Source organism: Streptomyces sp. MGP-P1 (assembly GCF_057766565.1).
This window is the reverse complement of record NZ_JBYMEM010000007.1, coordinates 504,961-520,876: the sequence shown is the minus strand read 5'-3', so window position 1 is coordinate 520,876 and position 15,916 is coordinate 504,961. Positions and strand designations below refer to the sequence as shown.

The window sequence follows — 15,916 nt, the reverse complement described above, 5'->3', positions numbered from 1 at the left end:
CGGAACCGGTGGGTGCATCAGGACGTCCCTAGCAACCAGTAATGTCTTTCGGCTTCGAGAAGGGTGAACATGATGAAGCGGTCAACGGGTCTCGGTCGGCGGAAGTTCCTCGCGGGCACCACGGCCGGCCTGGGCGGGGCGGCCTTACTCCCGGGCGGGGGAAGCGCTTTCGCCGCCACCGCGAAGCGCGGTCCGCGCACGGCGAGTCCGTCGTTCGGTCCGGTGACGGTCACCCCGGGCGACCAGCAGTACCAGGACTCCGTCAGAGCAATGAACGCCCGGTATGTCGCGCGCCCCGACTCGGTGCAATTCGTGGACTCCCCCGAGCAGATACCGGCCATCGTGGAACGGGCCGTGAGAGAGGGGAAGCGGCTCACCGTACGCAGTGGCGGACACTGCCTGGAGGACTTCGTCTACAACGCGGACGTCCGGACCGTGCTCGACGTCTCGCACATGAACGCCGTCTCCTACGACCCCGCGCACCGGGCCATAGCGGTGGAGTCCGGTGCCACGCTGCTCGATCTGTACGAAACGCTCTACCAGGCCTGGGGCATCACCGTCCCCGGCGGGATCTGCTACTCCGTCGGTGTGGGCGGTCATGTCAGCGGCGGGGGCTGGGGCATGCTGGCACGCAGGGACGGCCTGGTCGTCGATCACCTGTACGCGGTGGAAGTCGTGGTGGTCGACGCGGCGGGCAGAGCCAGAACCGTGCTGGCCACCCGGGAGAAGGACGACCCCCACCGGGAGCTCTGGTGGGCGCACACCGGCGGCGGCGGCGGCAACTTCGGTGTCATCACCCGCTACCTCTTCCGTTCACCGGACGCCGTCGGCGCCGACCCCCGCACGCTGCTGCCCAAGCCGCCGGCCGAAGTCCTGCTCAGCGCGGTCTCGTGGCCCTGGGCCGAGCTCAGCGGGAACGGGTTCGCGCGGCTGACCCAGAACTACGCCGCCTGGCATGTCGCCCACGGAGCGGCGGACAGCCCGCAGCGCTTCCTCACCAGCTTCCTGATCCTCAACCACCGGGCGAACGGCCAGATCGGCCTGGTCACCCAGGTCGACGCGGCGGCGCCCGGCGCGCAGAGGATGCTGGACGAGTACCTCGCGTACATGGGCACAGGCGTCGCTGTCGGGCCGGGCGCCCTCACCCGGCAGATGGGCGACTTCGGCCCGATGCCGCAGTTCGCCGCCGCGCGCCGACTGCCGTGGCTCCAGGCCACCCGCTTCGTGGGCACGACCAATCCGCTGCTCAACGACCCGACGCTGCGCGCCGAGTACAAGTCGGCCTACATGCGGGCCGAGTTCCCCCGGGCCCACCTGGACGCCATGTACAGACACCTCACCCGGACCGACATCGCCAGCCCGAACCTCAACATCCAGCTGACTCCGTTCGGCGGCGCGGTCCGGAAGGTGAGCCAGGACGCGACCGCGGCCGGGCACCGAGGCGCCGCGTTCAAGATGCTCTGGTCGGCGCAGTGGAACGACCCGGCGGACGACGCCATGTACGTGGCGTGGACCAGGGAGAGCTACCAGGAGGTGTACGCGAGGACGGGCGGAGTTCCGGTGCCCGACGACGTCACCGACGGCTGCTACGTGAACTATCCGGACGCCGATCTGAGTGATCCGAGGTACAACACCTCCGGTGTGCCCTGGCACGAGCTGTACTACAAGGGCGCCTATCCGCGACTGCAGCGGATCAAGAAGGCGTACGACCCCAGGAACGTCTTCCGGCACCGGCAGTCCGTGGAACTGCCCGGCTAGGACGTGTTCCCTCTCCTGCTGTCGTGTCCGTGCCCGGTGCGCCGGGCGCGGGTACGACAGCGGGAGCACACCGGCTCCGCCCGTACGTCAGCGATGCCCCTGGGCCGGCTCGCCGCCGTGCAGGTGCGCCAGAACCTCTTCCGGCAGCTCCTCCAGTTCGGCCGTTTCGAAGGGGCGGCGCTCAAGGTAGTCGGGATTGCAACCCTGGTAGCCGAGAAGCCGCGCGACGGGGGAAAGGACCCCGTTGATCATCCGCTGCACCGGCCAGGGCCGGTCGGTGAACCGGAGAACGTCGGAGAACTCGCTCATGGTGACAGCGCTCTGCAACAGACCGGGCCGCCCTTCCTTGTTCGTCTTGCCGTCCTGGGCCAACCCGAAGAGCTGCCGGCATATCAACTGTTCGAAACGGTCGGCCCGGTTGCTCAACTCGACGACGGCAAACGTCTCTTCGGTGTCGCTGTGGGCGAACCAGCGGTGCACGGTGCCGGGAGGCACGAGAACACTCTGTCCGAGCTTGTCGAGAATGACATCCCGGCCCGCGACGTGCACCCGCAGTTCTCCCCGTACGAGAATGAAGCGTTCCGAGCTGTAGGGATGCGTGTGATATCCGGCTGCAAATCCTCCGGGTTCGACATACATGTCCATCACGGCGCGTTCGCCCCTCGTCTGGGCGGCCGGCGTCCTGATGACGAGCTTCTCCCGGCACAGCGGGTTGTAGTAGGCCTCGCCCGAGTGGACAGTCATGGCGTTCCTCCAGTGGTTTCGGTCTTCCGAGCACTGACATGGAGCCGGTTGTCACGCACTCCCCACAACGAGGATTCCGCAGCCGTCCTTTCCAGGCACCGCCATTCTTTGCTCTCTTCTTCCCCGTTTCCCTCGGCGCGGCCGGGCGCTCCTACATACGGGTCCCGCCACTGGCGTCGATGTGCTGACCCGTGATCCAGCGCCCGGCGTCGGAGGCGAGGAAGGCCACCGCGTCGCCGATGTCCTCGGGCTCCCCGACCCGGCCGAACACGGACTTCGCCGCGGTCTCCTCCCACGCGTCCTTGTCGTGGCGCAGCCAGTCGGCGTTGGAGTCGGTGTCCACGTATCCGGGGGCGACCACATTGACCGTGATGCCCCGGGGGCCCAGCTCCTTGGCCAGGATGCGGCTGAAGCTGTCGAGCGCTCCCTTGGTCGCGCCGTAGGAGATGACCTCGGGCAGCCCCAGGCGGGTGACCGCCGAGGAGATGTTGATGACCCGCCCGCCGTCGCGGAGCCGGTCCAGCGCGTGCTGCACGATGAAGAACGGCGCGCGGATGTTCACGGCGATCATCCGGTCGAAGTCAGCGACGGTCGCGTCCTGGAAGTTGTCCCGCAGCGCCACCGCGGCGTTGTTCACCAGGATGTCCACCCCGGTGTCCCCGTCGTCGGAGAAGGCGCGCCGCCGCACGTCGAACTCCGCCCAGAACCGCTCGGCGTCACCCTCGTGCCCCAGTTCGGCGCCGAACGCGAAGGCCTGGCCCCCGGCCTCGCCGATGGCTTTCACGACATCCTGTGCGGCCGTGGCGTTGGTCGCGTAGTGGACCGCGACCAACGCGCCCCGGGCGGCCAGCCGCTCGGCGATTCCACGGCCGATGCTGCGGCTGCTCCCGGTGACGACAGCAGTCTTGCCCTTCAATGTCTCCATGAGAGGTCTCCGCTCAAGTCGATGAGAAGCCCAGGGCCGTGGTGCCCGGGACGGTCGGTCCGGCGCGGGGCGGTGAGGGCACGGCAGAACGTGGTGGGCCTCCCTCGATACGCCGGGGGCCCACCACGCGGCACGTCTCACCGCTCCCGCGCCGCCGGGATCAGGCGCTCTTGAGGAACCCTCCGTCGACGGCGAAGTCCGCGCCGGTGGTGCTCGCCGAGCGCGGCGAGGCGAGGAGCAGGATCGCGTCGGCGACCTCCTCCGGCGTGACGAGCCGCTTGGTGACCAGGTTCATCATCTGCGGCGCCACGTTCTCCATGACGTTGTCCCGGTCCGTGCCCGCCATGCCGGCGATCACGTCGGCCGCGCCGCCCTCGTCGGTCCACCAGGCGGTGAGCACCGGGCCGGGCGAGACCGTGTTCACCCGGATACCCTGCGGGCCGAACTCCTCGGAGAGGACCTGGGTGAGGTTGGTCAGACCCGCCTTCGCCGCCCCGTACTCGGGGTTGGCGGGCGCGGGCTGACGGGCGAGACCCGTCGAGACGTTGATGATCGAGCCCTCGCCCTGCTGGAGCATGTGCGGGATCGCGGCGCGGATCGCCCGGACGACGGCGAAGAGGTTGAACTCGAAGATCGCGCGCCATTCGGCGTCGTCGGCGTCGAAGAAGCCCGTACGGGGCAGCGTGATGCCGGGCGGCGGGCCGCCCGCGTTGTTCACCAGGATGTCGAGCTGACCGAATTCCGCGATGGCGCGCTCGATCACCTGGGCGGGCGCTTCGTGGTCCATGAGATCGACCGAGGCGTGCACCAGGTTCGGGCCGGCAAGCTTCTCGAGCTCCGGGGTGATCTTGCGGGAGGCGGCCACCACGCGTGCCCCCTCCTCGATCAGGGAGCGGGTGACGGCCAGGCCGATGCCCTTCGAGGCCCCGGTGACGACAGCGACGCGGCCGGAAAGCTTCAGGTCCATGAATGTCCTTCTGGTGATGGGCTCTCGCCCGGGGGCCGGGCGGAGCCGTTCCTTGCACTCTCATCGGTCTGAACACCGCGCCCCCCGAAGGGGTTGCACGGCCGGGCTCACCCCGGGAGGCCGGCCCCGCTCCAGGTCGGTGCGGACGGCTCCGCCGGTGAACAGTGGTCGACGAGGTCGAGCGACAGCCGCCATTGCGGCATCGACGGCGCGTCGAGGCGGGGGTGGGCCGAAAGGATGTCGATGTTGAGCTGCTGGATACGGGCCGAGGGCGATGCGCCGTGCTCGTCGCGCAGCGCGTGCCTCAGCCGGTGGAAGACGGCCAGGGCGTCCACCCGGCGGCCCGACCGGTACAGGGCGAGCATCAGCTGGGCGGCGAGCGACTCGTCGGCGGGGTGTTCGAGCGACAGGGAGCTCAGTTCGCCGATCAGCGTGTGATGGCGGCCCAGGTCGAGGTCGGCGGATATCCGTCTGCTGAGCGCGTCGAGCCGGTTGCGCTCGACGACCGCGATGGCCGCGTCGAGCAGCGGCCCGATGAGCACGTCGACCAGGATCTGACCGCGCCATCGCTGCTGTGCGGCGCGCAGCTCCCGGGCGCCGCGGCTCAGCGCGCCGCGGTCCAGGCTGTTCCGGGCGGAGCGGACCTCGTCCTCGTACAGGTCCAGATCCAGTTCGCCCGGCTCGACCCGCAGGACGTACCCCTGGTCGCGGGTGGTCAGCTGGCCCGGTCCCGCCGGGCCCGGCGAGGCGCTGTTCGGCCGCCCGCCGAGGGTGCGGCGCAACTGCATGACGTAGGTGTGCACAGCCGCGACGGCGCTGGAGGGCGGACTGTACTCCCACAGCTCCTCGACGAATTGCGACATGGATACGACATGGTTGGCGTTCATCAGCAGGAGCGCCAGCATCTGACGCTGCTTGGGGGCGCTGGGAGTCCGGTCGATTGCACCGTCGGCCACGGAGAGCGGGCCGAGCACACAGAAATCCATTGATCCTCGTATTCGTCGCGGCCGCCGGGAGATCATCCCGTTAAGTGGTCGTTGCGAAAACCTCTGCGGTCGGTACGCGGAGGCCGTTCCGATATTTTTTCCGAGAATATTTCCGTGTTTCAACAAACTTGGAAGCGGCGCGCTCAGCCCGCTCCGGAACGGATCTCAGCACAATTCACGGGAACGCTTCCCGCCGACCGTGTCCCGTCAACAGATCCAGCAGAGCTCCGGGGTCGGCGGGTGGCCGCGCGCCGCGCCAGGCCACGTGTCCGTCGGGCCGGACGAGCACCAGACCGGGCCCGTACAGCTCACGCGCCGCTCCATCAGGAAGGTCCAGCCGGGTGAGCGGCACTCCGCGGTCCCGCGCGGCGCGGACCAGGGCGCCGGAGTCCACCGCCCGGTCGCCCACCCGCAGGAGGGTGAAGCCGGTCCCCAGCCGGTCGAACAGCGAGCTGCCGGGGCCGTGTACGTCGTCGAGCCAGAGGTGCGGTGCCCGGCCGCCGGGTACGGCGGAGGGGGTGTACGAGACGAACGCGTCCGGAGGCGGGGTGCCGCCTCCGGCGTCGATGACCGGCGATCCGTCGTAGCGCGCACCGAGCTGGACGCCCAGGGTGTCCAGGGTGCGTTGTCCGTACTCGGCGAGCGCGAGGCCGGTCTTCTCCCGGGCGGCCCGGCCCTCGGCCGAGTCGTCCTCCAGGGCGGCGGGCCGCCCGATCGCACCGAGGCCGGCGGCCAGTTCGCGGGCGGCGGCGGTGTTGCGCAGCGCGACCGGCCGGCGTTCCGCCTCGTAGGAGTCGAGCAGGTGGGGCCCGGCCCAGCCCTGGACCGCGGCGGCCAGCTTCCACGCGAGGTTGGCGGCGTCGTCGACGCCGGTGTTCATGCCGAAACCGCCGTGGGGCGTGAACAGATGGGCGGCGTCGCCTGCCAGCAGGACCCGGCCGTCGGAGAACCGCTCGGCGACCAGGGCGGCCCCGGCCGTCCACGGCCGGTGGCCGAGCACCTCCACCGGCAGATCGGCGCCCGCCGCCCGCCGCACGAGCCGCACCAGCTCCGCGGCGTCCACCGTGTCCGGGTCCACGGAACTGGTCAGCAGGAAGAACTCGTCCACGCCGTCGAGGGCGATCAGATTGAGCGCGAGTTCGCCGTTGAAGACCCAGTTGCTCCAGGCCGCGCGGTCCCCGAGGAACTCCCCGTACAGCGTGGGAACGCGCAGGTGTGCGGCGGTCGACCGGCGGCCGAGGACATCCTGGTCGAGCGCTCCCTGCCCGCTGTACGAGATGCCCAGGAGGCGCCGGACGAAGCTGCGGCCACCGTCCGCTCCGACCGCGTACCGGGCGCGCCAGGTGCGCGGACCCGCGGGGCCCTCCGCGCTCACCACGACCCGGTCCGCCCGCTGTTCGAGGCCGGTGACCGTGGTGCCGAAGCCGAGCGTGATGCGGGGACGGGTGCGGGCATGGTCGAACAGCAGGCGTTCCACGTACATCTGGTTGGCCCGGTGCATCGGTTCCGGCACCTGGTCGGTACGGTCCGCCGTCGCCGTCCGCGCTCGCACCTGCCCGGAGCCGGGCCACGGCAGCAGGCACAGGCTGTGGCCGCCGTACCGGGTGGAGAAGGAGATCCCGGCGTCGTGCCCGGCGGGGAGGCCCAGGGCCCGGACGCGGTCGGCGAGGCCCAGGGTCCGGTAGTGCTCCATGGTGCGGGCGTTGTGCGTGCTGCCCCGCGGTGTGTCCGGCACCGATTCCCCGGAGTTGAGCACCACCGACCCGACGCCGTACCGGTCGAGGAGGAGAGCGAGCAGGAGCCCGACGGGACCGCCCCCCACAATGACGATCGAGGTCGTCGACGATCGCTCCATCCGGCAATCCTCCAGCCGTAGTCCCGGTGCGTACGGCGAATGCGCCGCACGAATGCGTCCTTGCACGGTGGTTATGCTCAGGATCTTTGCTCAGCTGCCGTCGGACAGACTCCCAGCGACGCCTGAAGGATGGAGCGAGATCGCCCGGAACCTGTGCTGCCGAATACGTGACGACCTGCGAAATCGCGTCCGTGGACCGAATCTTTAGCAGGGTCTCACAGACTTCCCAGGGCCGGGGTGCCAATCTTCCACCGAGCACCCCGGAACATCGCCCTCCTTTTCATGCGGCTCTCCCTGCGGAGCGAGAGGCAGTTCTATGTTCCTCTTCGGCACACACCGGTCCCCGGCCCAGCGCCTGCGGCTTTTCACCGACCGCGGGCTGGGCGCCGGGAACTTCTTCTGGCATGCCTGGAAGGTCGCGTCCGACCGCGACCGGCCACTGCTCTTCCACCCCGACGTGACCTCCCCCTCCTGGCCGGAGGAGAAGCTGGAGGGCCTGTCCCTCGACGACATCCGCGTTTCCGTGCTCCGGTACGCGAACTGGTACCGCGGGCAGGGTGTGACGGCCGGCAGCCATGTCGGCGTCATCACCGGGCACGGGCTGTTCGGACTGATCCACCACATCGCTCTCACCGGCCTGGGCGCCGCGGCCGTGCACTGCAATCCGCGGATGGAACCGGCCACCGCGGCGGAGTACTTCCTGCGCACCGAGTCGCAACTCATCGTCGGGGACACCGTGTTGCTGGACGCGTGCGCCGACGCGTGGGAGGCCGCAGGCACCGCGGACACCCCGCGGCTCCAGGACATCCACGTGCTGGACGCGGCCGCCCGCTTCCCCGAGCGGCCACTGTCCGGGTTCCCGCACCGGCACTCCGCCGACGACCTCGTGATGATCTCCCACTCCTCGGGCACCACCGGGCGGCCCAAGGCGCCGGTGTTCCACCACGGTTCGTTCTTCATCGGCAAGCGCGAGCGGCTGTGGACCTTCCCGTCGCTGCGCTCCGACCGGCTCCTGACCGCCCTGCCGCACAGCCACTCGGCCGGCATCAGCTACCTGAGCATGGCGATCCTGCTCGGCATCCCCACGCTGATCCTGGACAACGCCGACGGCGAGAAGGTCGTCCGGGCCATCAACGCCTTTCACCCCAGCACGGTGCTCGGCTTCCCGCTGACGCTCGCCGAGATCGACGCCGACCGGATCCGTCCGGAGGCGGCCCAGCACATCCGGCTCTGGAACGGCATGGGCGACGCCTCGCACGAACGCCATGTCCGTCCGCTGGTCGCGCTGGGCAGCCGGGGCAACGGGGCGAAGAGGACCGCGGGCTCCGTCTACCTGGACGGGCTCGGCTCCTCCGAGATGGGCATGGTCCTCTTCAAGCAGGCCTACACGGCGCAGACTTCGCAGTACGGGCGGTTGATCGGCAAGCCGGCCCGGGTGGTGCGCGGTGCGGCCGTTCTGGACGCCTCGGGCCACGAGGCGCCCGCCGGTCAGGCCGGACGGCTGGGCGTCCGCACCCCCAGCGTCACGCCCGGTTACTGGGACGATCCCCGGCTGAACGAGGAATCGCTGGTCGACGGCTACTTCCTCACGGGCGACATCGTGCGCCGGGACAGCGAGGGCCGCTGGTACCACCTGGACCGCACCCCCGACGTCATCAGGTCCACCGACGGCGAGGTCTACAGCCTTCCGCTGGAGGAGGTCGTCCTGCTGACCACCGGGGCGCTGGACGCGGCGGTGGTGGCCGTCGACGGTCCCGGCCCGTCGACCGCGTCGGTGCCCGTAGCGGTCGTGTACTACCCCGACGACGTGAAGCGGGTGCCCGCGGATGTGCTGCGGGTCTGCAACGCGGCCCTCGACCGGGCGGGCCTGGCCCGGCTGCACGCGCTGGTGCTGGCCTCGGGACGGGACGAACTGCCGGTCGGTGTGACGGGCAAGGTCCTCAAGCGCAGGCTGCGCGAGAAGCACCGCCGACTGCTCCACGAACCGGCCGCCGGCGCCGTGGCCGTGGCCGCCCCCGGTGGTTCCGCGCACGCCGGCTGACCCCTCCGAACGGCTCACCATCCCGTCCCACAGGAAGGCCCTCCCCATGGTCGACCGGAGCGCAGCCCGCCGGGTCGTCGACATCGTCACCGGCGCCTGGCAGTCCCAAGCCCTGTACGCGGCCGTGGCCCTGGGCCTCGCCGACCACATCGCCGCCGGACACCTCACCGACGAGAAGCTGGCGGTCGCGGCCGGCGCGGACGAGGACGCCATCACGCGGCTGATGCGGCTGCTGACGGCGATGGAGGTCTTCGGGGGCAACGGGTGCGACGGCTACCGCCCGACCGCCGTCAGCGAGTGCCTGCGCGAGGGCGCCGACCAGTCCATGAGCGACATGGTCCGCATCTACGGCGAGGAGTTCCACCGGGCCTGGGGGTCGGTGGTCCCCGCCGTACGGGGCGGCACGTCCGGGTTCGCCCATGCCTTCGGGACCACGCTGCACGCGTACTTGCGCGACGAGCCGAGCGCGGGGCCGAAGTTCCAGCGGGCGATGAACGCGGGCAACGTGTTCTTCCCCGACGTCCTGGACGCCTTCGACTTCAGCGGGGCGGGCACCGTCGTGGACGTGGCCGGCGGCAGCGGATCACTGCTGGCGACGGTGATGCGGGCCCACCCCGGTGTGCACGGCGTCCTCTTCGACCAGCCGCACATGCTGCCGATCGCCACCCGGTACCTCGACGAGGCCGTCGGCCCCGGCCGCTACGGGACGCGGGGCGGCGACATCTTCCGCGAGGTGCCGGGCGGCGCCGACGTCTATCTGCTCTCGCGGGTCCTCCAGGACTGGGACGACGAGCACTGCGTGCGTCTGCTGTCCACCGTCCGCCGGGCCATGCCCGACACCTCGCGCCTGCTGATCGTCGAGCGGGTCATCCCCGAGGACGGCTCGCACCTGCTGCCGCTGCTGTGGGACCTCCATCTGCTGATGGCGGCCGGCGGCCGGGAGCGGACCGGGCCGGGCTACGCGGCCGTGCTCGGCGCGGCCGGGTTCCGTACGGAATCCGTGCACCCCCTCGCACTGGAGACCAGCCTCCTGGTCGCCGCCCCGGTCTGAGCGCTGTCCCGACTGTGTGGCCCCTTCGAGACGTAACGGAGAATCCGGATGAGCAGCGGGTACCTCACAGTCTGCATTGTCGGTGCCGGGCCCCGCGGTCTGGCCGTGCTGGAGAGGATCTGCGCCAACGAACGGCAGGCCGCCTCCCGCACGGCGGTGACCGTTCATGTGGTGGACCGGGCCAGACCCGGGCCGGGGCGGGTCTGGCGGACCGACCAGTCACCGCATCTGCTGATGAACACGGTGGCCTCGCAGGTCACCGCGCACACCGACGCCAGCGTGGCGATGGAGGGCCCGGTCCGGGCCGGGCCGAGTCTGTACGAGTGGGCCGTGTCCCTCGCGAAGAACGGACGTGCACGGTCGACCGCGTCCGGCCGTGAGAGCGGGTTCCTGGCCGAGGCGGCGTCCCTCGGCCCGGACTCGTACCCCAGCCGGGCGCTGTACGGCCGCTATCTGGAGGAGGCCTTCGACCGTACGGTGGCGACCGCCCCCGGCCACGTCCGCGTCGTGACGCACCACTCCCTCGCCGTCGCGCTCGACGACGGCACGGCCTCCGAGGCGCAGACGCTCACCCTCACGGACGGCACCCGCATCACCGGCCTGGACGCCGTGGTGCTCGCCCAGGGCCATGTCCCGGCCGAGAACTCGCCGAGCGAGGAGCGCCTGGCCCGCGAATCGAGAGCGCGGGGTCTCGTCCACATCCTGCCGGCCAACCCCGCGGACGTGGACCTGTCCGCCGTCCGGCCCGGCGAGGCCGTGCTGCTGCGTGGGCTCGGGCTGAACTTCTTCGACCACATGGCGCTCCTCACGCTCGGCCGGGGCGGACGCTTCGAACGCTCCGGCGCCCGCCTGGTCTACCGGCCCTCGGGCCGTGAGCCGCGCCTGTACGCGGGCTCCCGACGCGGTGTCCCGTACCACGCGCGCGGCGAGAACGAGAAGGGCGCGCACGGCCGTCACCTGCCGGTGCTCCTCACCGAGGAGGCGATCGCCCGGCTGCACCGGCGCGCCGTGGACGGTGAGCGCCTGTACTTCGGCACCGACCTGTGGCCGTTGATCGCGAAGGAGGTGGAGAGCGTGTACTACGCCGCTCTGCTGCGCGCGCGGGGCGAGCGGTCGGGGGCCGAGAAGTTCACCGCCCGTTATCTGGCGGCGCGCCCGGGCGGGGCCGAACAGGACCTGCTCGACGCGTACGCCGTCGCTCCCGGCGAGCGGTGGGACTGGGAGAGGGTCTCCCGGCCCTACGGCGACCGGGTGTTCGCCGGCCGGGACGACTTCCGCGACTGGCTGCTCGGGCATCTGGCCCGGGATGTCTCCGAGGCCCGTTCGGGCAATGTCAGCGGGCCGCTGAAGGCCGCGCTGGACGTGCTGCGGGACCTGCGCAACGAGATACGGATCGCGGTGGACCACGGCCGCGTCGAGGGCAACTCCTACCGCGACGAACTCCAGGGCTGGTACACGCCGCTCAACGCGTTCCTGTCGATCGGCCCGCCTCTCTCGCGCATCGAGGAGATGATCGCGCTGCTGGAGGCCGGGGTCCTGCACGTCCTGGGGCCCGGGATGAGCGTGGTCATCGACAGGGGAAGCCGGGAGTCCGGAGGCGGGGCGTCCTTCGTGGCTACCTCCGATCGGGTGGCCGGACCACCGGTGCGGGCCACCGTGCTGATCGAGGCCCGGCTGCCCGAGCCGGACATACGACGCACCCGCGACCCGCTGCTGGCCCATCTGCTGGCCACCGGTCAGGCGCGGCCCTACCGCATCGACGGCGCCTGCGGCACGACCTACGAGACGGGCGGCCTGGCCGTCACCGAGCGGCCCTACCGGTTGGTGGACGCCGAGGGGCGCGCCCATCCGCGCCGGTTCGCGTACGGCGTGCCCACCGAGGCCGTCCACTGGGTGACCGCGGCGGGCATCCGGCCGGGCGTCAACTCGGCGATCCTGGGGGACGCGGACGCCCTCGCCCGGACGGTGCTCCGCCTGGAGCCGGCCGCCGGCGCGACGGACGCACCGGCGCAGGACAGCGACCTCTCGCAGGCGCTGGCATGACGGCGGCCGAGCCCGGACCGGACGCCGGCCTGCTCACTCCGGTGTGCGCCGGCACTCCCGTCGAGGCGGCCGTCGACGACCGGGCGTGGCTGCAGGCCATGCTCGACGCCGAAGCGGCCCTGGCCCGCGCGCAGGCGAAGCTGGGCACCGTGCCGCCCGGTGCGGCGGGTGCCATCACCGAGGCGGCGCGCGCCGAGCTGTTCGACGTACGCGCGCTGGCGCTGGCCGCGCGGGAGACGGCGAATCCCGTGGTGCCCCTGGTGCGCGAGCTGACGCGCCGGGTGGCGCTGAGCGACCCGGCCGCCGCCGAGTACGTGCACCGCGGCTCGACGAGCCAGGACGTCTTCGACACCGGCGCGATGCTGGTGTCCGCCCGGGTGGCGCGACTGGTCCTGGCCGATCTGCGGCGCACCGCCGACGCGTTGTACGCCCTGGCCGCCGCGCACCGGGACACGCCGATGGCCGGCCGGACCCTGACCCTGCACGCGGTGCCGACGACGTTCGGCCTCAAAGCCGCCGGCTGGCGCGATCTGGTGCTCGACGCGGCCGACCGCGTGGCCGGGGTGCTGGAGGGCGGGCTGCCCGTGTCGCTCGGCGGCGCGGCGGGCACTCTGGCCGGCTATCTGGAGTACGCGGCGATCGCGGTGGCGGGCGACACACCCGCCGGGCTCGATCGCGGCAGGTATCTCGACGCCCTGAACAGCGCGTTCGCGGCGGAGACCGGCCTGGCGCGGCAGAGGACTCCGTGGCACTCGCTGCGTACGCCGGTCGCGGACCTGGCCGCCGCGCTGGCCTTCACCACGGGGGCGCTCGGGAAGATCGCCGTCGATGTGCAGTCGATGGTCCGCACCGAGGTCGACGAGGTGGCCGAACCAGCCGTCGCGGGCCGCGGCCGCTCGTCGGCCATGCCGCACAAACGCAATCCGGTTCTCGCCACTCTGATCCGCAGCGCGGCTCTCCAGGTTCCCGCGCTCGCGGCCGGACTGACCCAGTGCATGCTCGCCGAGGACGAACGTTCGGCGGGCGTCTGGCACGCGGAGTGGCCGCTGTTGCGCGCCTGCCTGCGGCTGGCAGGCGGTGCGGCCCACACCGCCGTCGAACTCGCCGAAGGCCTCGTGGTCAGGCCGGAACGCATGCGCGACAACCTGCGGGTGACCGGCGGCCAGATGGCGTCCGAACGCGTCGCCGCCGCACTGGCGTCCGGGCTGGGCCGCGGCCGGGCCCAGGAACTGCTGGCCGAGGCCTCCGCGACCGCCCGGCGCACCGGCCGCCCCCTGGCGGAGGTGCTCGCCGCGCTCCCCGGGGTGGCCGCGTGCCTGGACCTCGGGGAGCTGTCGGTCCTGCTGGACCCGCTCGGCTACACGGGGGCGGCGGACCTCCTGGTCGACTGGGCGCTGGAGCGTCCCGCCGATCCGGCCTGATCCGAACGAGAGGCCTTGGACACCCGGCGCCCCGCCAGGCCCTGTCGTCGAACTGCCGTCCGCCCCACCCTCCGGACGACGACGGCAGTTGGACGACAGGACCCGGCCCTTTCCCTTCCCGACGCACCGCATCGCAAGGTCCAAGGAGAAGCCGCCGTGCGCATCGCCGTGACCGGTTCCATCGCCACCGACCATCTGATGGTCTTCCCCGGGCGCTTCGCCGATCAGCTGATCGCCGAGCGTCCGGCCCGGATCTCGCTGTCCTTCCCCTCCGACTCGCTGGAGATCCGCCGGGGCGGTTCCGCCGCCAACATCGCCATCGGTCTCGGCCGGCTGGGCCTCGGCCCGGTGCTGGCCGGCGCGGTCGGCCCGGACTTCGCCGGCTACCGGGCCTGGCTGCACGACAACGGCGTGGACACCGAACTGGTGAGGGTCAGCGAGTCGCTACACACCGCGCGCTTCGTGTGCACCACGGACGCCGACCAGAACCAGATCGCCGCCTTCCACTCCGGCGCGATGGCCGAGGCCCGGGAGATCACGCTCGCCTCGACCGCGCGCCGGGTCGGCGGCATCGACCTGGTGGTGATCGCGCCCAACGACCCCGAGGCGATGCGCCGCCACACCGACGAGTGCCGCCGGCTGGGACTCGACTTCGCCGCCGACCCCTCCCAGCAACTCGCCCGCCTGGACGGGAAGGACACCCGCCGGCTCGTGGACGGGGCTCGTTTCCTCTTCACCAACGAGTACGAGGCCGCCCTGCTCCTGAAGCGGAGCGGCTGGTCCTACCACGAGGTCCTCGCCCGGGTCGGCGCCTGGATCACCACCCGGGGCGCCGACGGAGCCACCATCGCGCGCACCGGCGGGCCGACCTTGCGGATCCCCGCCGTCCCCACCACGGAGCCGGCCGACCCGACCGGCGTGGGCGATGCCTTCCGCGCCGGGTTCCTGGCGGGCGTGGGCTGGCACTGGGCGTACGAGCGCGCCGCGCAGTTCGGCTGCGCGATGGCCACCGCGGTGCTCGAATCGGTGGGGCCGCAGGAGTACACGCTCTCCACGGCCGGCCTCCGCCGCGGAATCAGGAAGGCGTACGGATCGACAGCCGCGTCGGAGATCGAACAGCGGCTGGCCGGTGTGCGCGCGTGAGTTCCCGGCCGCCGCCGAGGCGACACCCCGACGGCGGCCCGCTCGGAACGGATCGATTCGTTTCCCTGGAATGGACGTGTCCGAAACCGGGTACCAAACGTCGGCCATCGTGAGTACCTGAGTACCGGAGTCTCCCGAAGATACGGAGAAGGCAATGGAAATGGGCGTTTTAGGTTCGTTGGTGCTGGTCAGCGGCCGGGTCGACCTGACTCCGAGCGCACCGAAACCACGCCAGCTGCTCGCCTTCCTGATGCTCAACGCGAACCACATGGTGCGCGCCAGCGACTGCATCAAGGAGTTATGGGACTCCCATCCCCCCAAAAGTGCGATGTCCACGCTGCAGACCTACGTACTCCACATAAGACAGGCCCTCCGCTGCACAGCGGCCGAAGTCCACAGCCGGACCCTGGTCACACAGAACCACGGCTACCAACTGAACGTCGCACCGCACTCCTTCGACCGGTTCCGCTTCGCGTACATGGACCGGCTCGGTCAGGAAGCCGCGGCGGCCGGCCGCTTCCAGCACGCGTCCGACCGGTTCTCCGAAGCCCTCGCCCTGTGGCGTGGACCCGCGCTCCAGGACGTGCGGACGGGTCCCCTCAGCCGGACCCATCTGGTCGACCTGGAAGAGACACGCAAGTGCGTGCTCGAACGCCGCATCGAGGCGGACCTGCGGATCGGCCGGCACCGTGAGCTCCTGGACGAACTCGCCGCCCTGGCCGTACAGCACCCGACGCACGAGAACATCCACGCCCAGTACATGCTCGCCCTGCACCGGTCGGGGTACCGCCCCCGGGCGGTCACCGTCCACCACGCGCTGAGCAACGCGCTGCGGGACACCCTCGGCATAGAGCCCACACCGCGCATGCAGGACCTCTACGAGGCCATCAAGTCCGGCGCCCCGGAGCTGGACGTGCCGGCGCTCACCCCCCGGACCGTGTGAGCACCCCACGGCCGCTCCGGGCCCGCGGCTTCGCCAGGC

The 15,916-nt window shown here is 71.4% G+C and carries 12 protein-coding genes; 7 read left to right on the top strand and 5 right to left on the bottom strand.

From position 1 onward, the window contains the following. The first annotated feature begins 72 nt into the window (after nt 1-72). A complete protein-coding gene (locus AC3CH1_RS24000; RefSeq protein WP_488464815.1) occupies nt 73-1,758 on the top strand; it encodes an FAD-binding oxidoreductase in 1,686 nt (561 codons plus the stop codon). Between the two features lie 87 nt (nt 1,759-1,845). Here the strand turns inward: AC3CH1_RS24000 and AC3CH1_RS23995 are convergent, their stop codons facing one another. The 5 genes from AC3CH1_RS23995 to AC3CH1_RS23975 all read right to left on the bottom strand — a co-directional run bounded on the left by AC3CH1_RS23995 (nt 1,846) and on the right by AC3CH1_RS23975 (nt 7,235). Further along, nucleotides 1,846-2,502 carry a cupin domain-containing protein gene (locus AC3CH1_RS23995; protein ID WP_488464814.1) on the bottom strand — a complete coding sequence of 219 codons (657 nt, stop codon included), beginning with the start codon at nt 2,500-2,502 and terminating at the stop codon, nt 1,846-1,848. Nucleotides 2,503-2,653: 151 nt separating this feature from the next. Then, nucleotides 2,654-3,427, bottom strand: coding sequence for an SDR family oxidoreductase (locus AC3CH1_RS23990; protein WP_488464813.1), 774 nt, complete (start codon nt 3,425-3,427; stop codon nt 2,654-2,656). A 160-nt stretch (nt 3,428-3,587) separates the two neighbouring features. After that, nucleotides 3,588-4,394 (bottom strand): SDR family NAD(P)-dependent oxidoreductase, encoded by an 807-nt coding sequence (locus tag AC3CH1_RS23985; RefSeq protein ID WP_488464812.1) that lies wholly within the window; start codon nt 4,392-4,394, stop codon nt 3,588-3,590. Between the two features lie 107 nt (nt 4,395-4,501). Then, nucleotides 4,502-5,350: an AfsR/SARP family transcriptional regulator gene (locus AC3CH1_RS23980; protein WP_488464811.1), complete on the bottom strand. Its 849-nt coding sequence runs from the start codon at nt 5,348-5,350 to the stop codon at nt 4,502-4,504. Between the two features lie 205 nt (nt 5,351-5,555). After that, nucleotides 5,556-7,235 (bottom strand): FAD-dependent monooxygenase, encoded by a 1,680-nt coding sequence (locus tag AC3CH1_RS23975; RefSeq protein ID WP_488464810.1) that lies wholly within the window; start codon nt 7,233-7,235, stop codon nt 5,556-5,558. A gap of 316 nt (nt 7,236-7,551) precedes the next feature. On the opposite strand from AC3CH1_RS23975, the gene AC3CH1_RS23970 reads away from it, so the two are divergent. The 6 genes from AC3CH1_RS23970 to AC3CH1_RS23945 all read left to right on the top strand — a co-directional run bounded on the left by AC3CH1_RS23970 (nt 7,552) and on the right by AC3CH1_RS23945 (nt 15,877). After that, entirely contained in the window at nt 7,552-9,276 is a 1,725-nt protein-coding gene (locus tag AC3CH1_RS23970; protein ID WP_488464809.1) for a class I adenylate-forming enzyme family protein, read from the top strand. Nucleotides 9,277-9,322: 46 nt separating this feature from the next. Next, nucleotides 9,323-10,327: a methyltransferase gene (locus AC3CH1_RS23965; protein WP_488464808.1), complete on the top strand. Its 1,005-nt coding sequence runs from the start codon at nt 9,323-9,325 to the stop codon at nt 10,325-10,327. A gap of 48 nt (nt 10,328-10,375) precedes the next feature. Beyond that, entirely contained in the window at nt 10,376-12,370 is a 1,995-nt protein-coding gene (locus AC3CH1_RS23960) for an FAD/NAD(P)-binding protein (RefSeq protein ID WP_488464807.1), read from the top strand. Then, nucleotides 12,367-13,791, top strand: coding sequence for a nitrosuccinate lyase (locus tag AC3CH1_RS23955; RefSeq protein ID WP_488464806.1), 1,425 nt, complete (start codon nt 12,367-12,369; stop codon nt 13,789-13,791). Before AC3CH1_RS23960 ends, AC3CH1_RS23955 begins: the two co-directional genes overlap by 4 nt. Before the next feature lie 156 nt (nt 13,792-13,947). Next, nucleotides 13,948-14,934 carry a carbohydrate kinase family protein gene (locus AC3CH1_RS23950; RefSeq protein WP_488464805.1) on the top strand — a complete coding sequence of 329 codons (987 nt, stop codon included), beginning with the start codon at nt 13,948-13,950 and terminating at the stop codon, nt 14,932-14,934. A gap of 154 nt (nt 14,935-15,088) precedes the next feature. Next, on the top strand, nt 15,089-15,877 hold the full coding sequence (locus AC3CH1_RS23945; RefSeq protein ID WP_488464804.1) for an AfsR/SARP family transcriptional regulator: 789 nt from the start codon (nt 15,089-15,091) through the stop codon (nt 15,875-15,877). Nucleotides 15,878-15,916 lie beyond the last annotated feature (39 nt).

Coding starts and splice junctions, on each gene's coding strand:
- AC3CH1_RS23965 (WP_488464808.1), top strand. CDS start 9,323: ATGGTCGACCGGAGCGCAGCCCGCCGGGTCGTCGACATCGTCACCGGC.
- AC3CH1_RS24000 (WP_488464815.1), top strand. CDS start 73: ATGAAGCGGTCAACGGGTCTCGGTCGGCGGAAGTTCCTCGCGGGCACC.
- AC3CH1_RS23960 (WP_488464807.1), top strand. CDS start 10,376: ATGAGCAGCGGGTACCTCACAGTCTGCATTGTCGGTGCCGGGCCCCGC.
- AC3CH1_RS23985 (WP_488464812.1), bottom strand. CDS start 4,394: ATGGACCTGAAGCTTTCCGGCCGCGTCGCTGTCGTCACCGGGGCCTCG.
- AC3CH1_RS23975 (WP_488464810.1), bottom strand. CDS start 7,235: ATGGAGCGATCGTCGACGACCTCGATCGTCATTGTGGGGGGCGGTCCC.
- AC3CH1_RS23970 (WP_488464809.1), top strand. CDS start 7,552: ATGTTCCTCTTCGGCACACACCGGTCCCCGGCCCAGCGCCTGCGGCTT.
- AC3CH1_RS23995 (WP_488464814.1), bottom strand. CDS start 2,502: ATGACTGTCCACTCGGGCGAGGCCTACTACAACCCGCTGTGCCGGGAG.
- AC3CH1_RS23945 (WP_488464804.1), top strand. CDS start 15,089: ATGGAAATGGGCGTTTTAGGTTCGTTGGTGCTGGTCAGCGGCCGGGTC.
- AC3CH1_RS23990 (WP_488464813.1), bottom strand. CDS start 3,427: ATGGAGACATTGAAGGGCAAGACTGCTGTCGTCACCGGGAGCAGCCGC.
- AC3CH1_RS23955 (WP_488464806.1), top strand. CDS start 12,367: ATGACGGCGGCCGAGCCCGGACCGGACGCCGGCCTGCTCACTCCGGTG.